Source organism: Limnofasciculus baicalensis BBK-W-15, from assembly GCF_024178385.1.
Taxonomy (GTDB): domain Bacteria; phylum Cyanobacteriota; class Cyanobacteriia; order Cyanobacteriales; family Coleofasciculaceae; genus Limnofasciculus; species Limnofasciculus baicalensis.
Genome location: NZ_JAMZMM010000405.1, coordinates 1 through 4868, shown reverse-complemented (window position 1 = coordinate 4868; position 4868 = coordinate 1). Strand labels below are relative to the sequence as shown.

The window sequence follows — 4868 nt, the reverse complement described above, 5'->3', positions numbered from 1 at the left end:
GAACTTGGAAGCCCCCCTCATACTGGTACTCCAGTTGAGGGCGGGTAGTTCACTAGACTTCACCCAACTAAAAAAGGTGCTAGAAACGCTATAGCCCTTGATATTTCGTTATTTTAAATGCCAGGACGGAGATTTGAACTCCGGACACGAGGATTTTCAGTCCTCTGCTCTACCAACTGAGCTATCCCGGCTCGCTATTTCCAGCGCTTAATCAGCATAGCAAATGTGAGTGGGAATTGGCAAGCCCCTATTAAAATTTTTAGGAGTACGTCAATATAGTACAAGCCATTCGGCTCAACTACACAAGAGAAACCCGCCAAGAAACCGGGTTTCTCTGTACTTTACTCACCCGCCCAGCGCCGTTGATTAGCCTTCATTGTAATGATTTAGCAGATCTGTAAAGATTTGATTAAGCTGTGCAGTACAACACTCTGCCTTTGTCACCACCTGAGTTGAGGGCGAAAAAGGCAAGCGAATACCACCAATTAACCATTGGTTGACTTTGGGTAGGCGCAGAGCAATCTGTCGGTTTTGCATAGTCATCACTTCCAGCCAACTCCCGATACTTGGGGGTAATTGGGTATTCATCCGCAATTTTAATGTTGAAGTAGACAGAGACTCAGGGTAGGCGGGAGTCAAAAACGGTTCATAGAGTTTGGCTTCCGGAGTAAGTTGTTTGATAAAGGCTAAACTGACACCTCGGAGTAACTCTCTTAAGGGTTCAGCATCTTTACCCGTTAACTCTTTAACCAGGGTACTTTGAGCTAGTGCATCATTAAGATTACCAGGATCTGTAACACTTAAGTGAGTACCACCGATAGCCGCAATCAGATACTTAGAGCCACCTAACTGAGCAAATGGTCGCAATTGATGATCTAATGATGGGGTAATTGTGTCGGCTGTGCCAGTTAAAATTAATGTGGGAACCCTGACTTGAGCCAAACCCTCTTTACCAAACAAACGTCCGGTGACTGGGTTAAATGCGATCGCCTGAACTACCCTTTTATCTTCTAACTGAATATTATCATCACTTAACTTAGTTGCAGCGCATTGAAACCAGTCAGCGGGCGCTCGTCTTAATGGGCTGCGATTTTTACAAAACTCTCGCAAATCTGCTAAATCTAATTTTCCACCAGCTAAAGCTAAGGCAGTATATCCCCCCAAAGAGTGACCGATAACTGTAACTTGTTTAGTATTGAGTTTATCTCGCAAACTCCCATATCCCTCATTCATTTGCGCTAACTCATTTAACACAAAGCTAACATCCAAGGGACGATCGATAAATTCTGAAGGTGGTAAAATATTTTCAAAATTACTAGCTAGGGAACCACCGCTGAGGGAGCTAAAATTGCTACCAGGATGCTCTACAGAGGCAACTGTAAAACCATAAGATGCCAAATGACGGGCTAAGTAAGTTAAAAATTTGCGATCGGAAGCAAAGCCATGAGAGAGAATAATTAACGGTCCAGAGGTACGATCGGTCCAATAGAGATCTACTAAGATAGTACGTTGCCGTTCCCCATCTCGCAACCTTACCGTCCGTTCATATACAGACTCTTTACCACCAACAGCGGGATCGAAGCTAGATTGGAATGGAGTATCATCGGTAGTTGCCATTTCTTGCTCTAATAAAGGGGCAAGAGCGATACTCTCCAAGTAAGGCGTGTTAAGCTGGACAACAATTGCGATCGCAGCAGAAGCATCCACCACTACATCTTCTTCTGGGTAAGATCGTAAAAAACTCAGTACCGAAAAACCATTAGCCTGCCTTGCGGCTAAAATCAAAGCAGCTTTTAATTCCTCAACGCTGCTATTCGGCAATGCTAGACTAATTTGATCGAGTACTCGTACCCCATCTGATGAACGAAGGAGATCGTTAACAAATTTTTCCGTTAAAGACGGATCGATTTGCAGTCGTCTATTCAGCAACTGCTGAATTTCTGGCGTTAACAACGAGCGGTATGGTTTAAGGGCGGGAGATAATTTACCCGTCTCTGCAAATTTTTCTAAATCCCCAATCTCGACTGACTGCTGAAATGGACCCAAACGTATAGTTAGGCGTTCCGCTGCTTTCACTGGGGCGGCAATTGCGCAGGAGATTACCACAACTATAGCAAATAAAGCTTCCCGTCCGATTTTTCCGATCCGACTTGTCAAATCAACCCGTTTCCCTGAATTGCTATAACGAGATGCCCTGGAATTATATCTATTGAGCTGAAACTTAATCATCAGTAATTTTACAGTGGTGTGTGTGAGTTGAGCTAAATTATCATCAAGATTAAAGGGACAAGCTTTTCTCTATATAAGTTTCCCTTTTTGGGGGAATTGGCAATTGGCAATTGTGAAAACAATCTTGTCAATCCTGGAAATCCGGCTTCAGAACGATCCATATCAATAATATTGTTCCCTCCTGAACACCTTAATTCTGTTTTTTTAATAAAGAATCCGGAATCCACTCCAGTTTCTCTGTAGTACACATGAGCAAAACCCAAATATCTATGTTAGGACAATTTTTCTGATGCCACTAAGTTATCGCGGTATTCCTTATCAGTCTACCTCCTCCAATATTGAAACAACTAATAGTCAAATCTTTGGTAAATATCGCGGGTTATATTTTACCTATCGGCTGAGAGAATTAGTGGCGTTACCCCATTCAATTTTTATCCTAAAATATCGAGGAATTCCTTATTTTACCTTGGGACGATTCTCCTTTCAATCCCAATTGAAACAATCATCTCATTCAGACTCCTCACCCCGCCAAAATAAAGATTATCAGGGAAAGGATGAAGGATGAAGTCAAAAAATAGTTTCCCCCATTCCCCCATTTAATTTTGATGAATCATAAACTCAATCTGAGGTACTAATGGATCTTGAACAACACCAACACCTATAAACCCCCATCTTCGCAACAAAGCTTTTAACTGACTTCCCGAAACTGACTCAACAGCAAAGCGGTTAGCCACTTCACTAGCGTGAGTATTAAGATAGCTGAGAGCCTCAAAATCTTCGCGAAACATCAATAAATACCCACCACCAGATTCTTTGCCACCTCCTTTAGGTTTTGCAGCTAGATAACGACCATCTGCTCTCGATAGAATCAAGTAATAACTTTGGCTAAACATCTTTTCCTCGTTGTTTGTTGTTTGTTGTTTGTTGTTCGTTGTTCGTTATTTGTTGTTTGTTGTCGTACAGGCGTAGCTTCTGTGCCAATAATTATTGGTTTTACGAATAATTATCTGTCAGATCCAATAACTAATAACCAACAACCAACAACCAATTATTTCAAGTCATCCAAACTAATGCGCGGATCGACAACTTTCAGGAGTAAATCAGCCAACAAATTACCAAGAATCAGCATAAGTGCGCCCATCATCAAACTTGCCATAACCAAATATATATCTTGAGCCGTCACCGCCTGTAAAATTAAACGCCCCAAACCAGGCCAATTAAAGAAAAACTCCGCAATAAATGCACCGCTGAGTAAGCTGGCAAATTCAAACCCAAGTAAAGTTACCAAAGGGTTAATCGCATTGCGCAAAGCATGAACGTAAATCACTCGATTTTCTGGAAGTCCCTTAGCACGAGCAGTCTGAATATAATCTTGACGCAAAACATCGAGCATTTCCCCCCTAGTAATTCGCTGTAACCCAGCAAAGCTAGTAATAGAGAGAGCGATTGTGGGCAAAATAGCGTGCCAACCAATATCGAGAACTTTCCCGATCGCAGAAAAATCTGTATGATTGATACTAGTCATACCACCTACCGGAAATAAGGGGGAAGTATATTGAGCAAAGATCAGCAATAATAGGGCAGTAATGAAACTGGGAAAACCTTGACCAGCATAACTAATGATTTGGAGAAATTGGTCAATAAAGCGATTTTGCTTGACAGCCGCAATAATGCCTAGCGGAATTGCGATCGCCCAAGTTATAATTATCGATAAACTTGCCATGAGCAACGTTGCTGGTACTCGCTCCCATAACAAAGACGATACAGAGCGAGAATAAACAAAACTTGTGCCAAAGTTACCTTGTGTAACTACTTGCACCAGCCACCGCCAATACTGAATATATCCTGGTTGATCTAGCCCAAATTGTCTTTGGAGTTCCTTAATACGATCTGGCGAAATTTTGGGATTTTGTTTGAGAGTATCTAGATAATCTCCTGGGGCAAATTGAATAATCAAAAAACTAAGGGCAGATGCTAACAGTAATGTCAAAAGTCCTTGGAGCAGGCGCTTTGTCACGTAGAGAAACGTCTCGCTTGTTATCAATTTTTTGAGTAAATTTATGGGATTATTCAGTTCATTGGTATTTGCGGAAATCTTATTGGAAAAAATCATATCTTTTCGAGCTAATTCATGATTAGATGTAGAACAGGCGTCTCGCCTGTGACTCCATCCATGGCAATTGGATAAAATTATATAATCTTCTCTGGATCTCCGTAGCTCCCCCCACAGGCGAGACGCCTGTGCTACGAATGATAATTTTACAGAAATTGGGATATACCTGTGACAATTATAATTAAGATGTTAAACGTTCCAGATCCAGCAGGAGGGGTTTGATGCTGCTAAAGTCCACTACCCGTCACATTCGTATCTACGCAGCCGAGGTAGAAAATAACGAATTAGTCGAAAGTCAAAAGGTGTTAACCCTTGATGTCGATCCAGATAACGAATTGAATTGGAATGACGATGCCTTGCAAAGGGTATATCGTAAATTTGATGAACTAGTCGAAACCTATAATGGGGCAGATTTAATAGAATACAACCTGCGCCGCATAGGTTCTGACCTAGAGCATTATATGCGATCGCTCCTCGCCAATGGACAAATCAGCTACAACCTGGAAAGTCGGGTTCTCAACTACAG

5 protein-coding genes and 1 tRNA gene are annotated in these 4868 nt (G+C 41.8%); 2 read left to right on the top strand and 4 right to left on the bottom strand.

Annotation, left to right across the window (positions count from 1 at the left end):
- Window positions 1-118: 118 nt before the first annotated feature.
- A tRNA-Phe gene (locus tag NJ959_RS25440) sits at window positions 119-191 on the bottom strand.
- A gap of 175 nt (window positions 192-366) precedes the next feature.
- Complete coding sequence (locus NJ959_RS25435; RefSeq protein WP_254014552.1) at window positions 367-2157, bottom strand: alpha/beta hydrolase; 1791 nt, start codon at window positions 2155-2157, stop codon at window positions 367-369.
- A 361-nt stretch (window positions 2158-2518) separates the two neighbouring features.
- On the opposite strand from NJ959_RS25435, the gene NJ959_RS25430 reads away from it, so the two are divergent.
- A complete protein-coding gene (locus NJ959_RS25430) occupies window positions 2519-2794 on the top strand; it encodes a DUF4278 domain-containing protein (RefSeq protein WP_254014551.1) in 276 nt (91 codons plus the stop codon).
- A 31-nt stretch (window positions 2795-2825) separates the two neighbouring features.
- Here the strand turns inward: NJ959_RS25430 and NJ959_RS25425 are convergent, their stop codons facing one another.
- Window positions 2826-3122: a hypothetical protein gene (locus NJ959_RS25425; protein WP_254014550.1), complete on the bottom strand. Its 297-nt coding sequence runs from the start codon at window positions 3120-3122 to the stop codon at window positions 2826-2828.
- 155 nt (window positions 3123-3277) lie between these two features.
- Window positions 3278-4342 carry an ABC transporter permease gene (locus NJ959_RS25420; protein ID WP_254014549.1) on the bottom strand — a complete coding sequence of 355 codons (1065 nt, stop codon included), beginning with the start codon at window positions 4340-4342 and terminating at the stop codon, window positions 3278-3280.
- A 221-nt stretch (window positions 4343-4563) separates the two neighbouring features.
- Here NJ959_RS25420 and NJ959_RS25415 point away from each other — a divergent pair.
- A partial coding sequence (locus NJ959_RS25415; protein WP_254014548.1) for an NAD(P)H-quinone oxidoreductase subunit M occupies window positions 4564-4868 on the top strand: 305 nt, incomplete at its 3' end.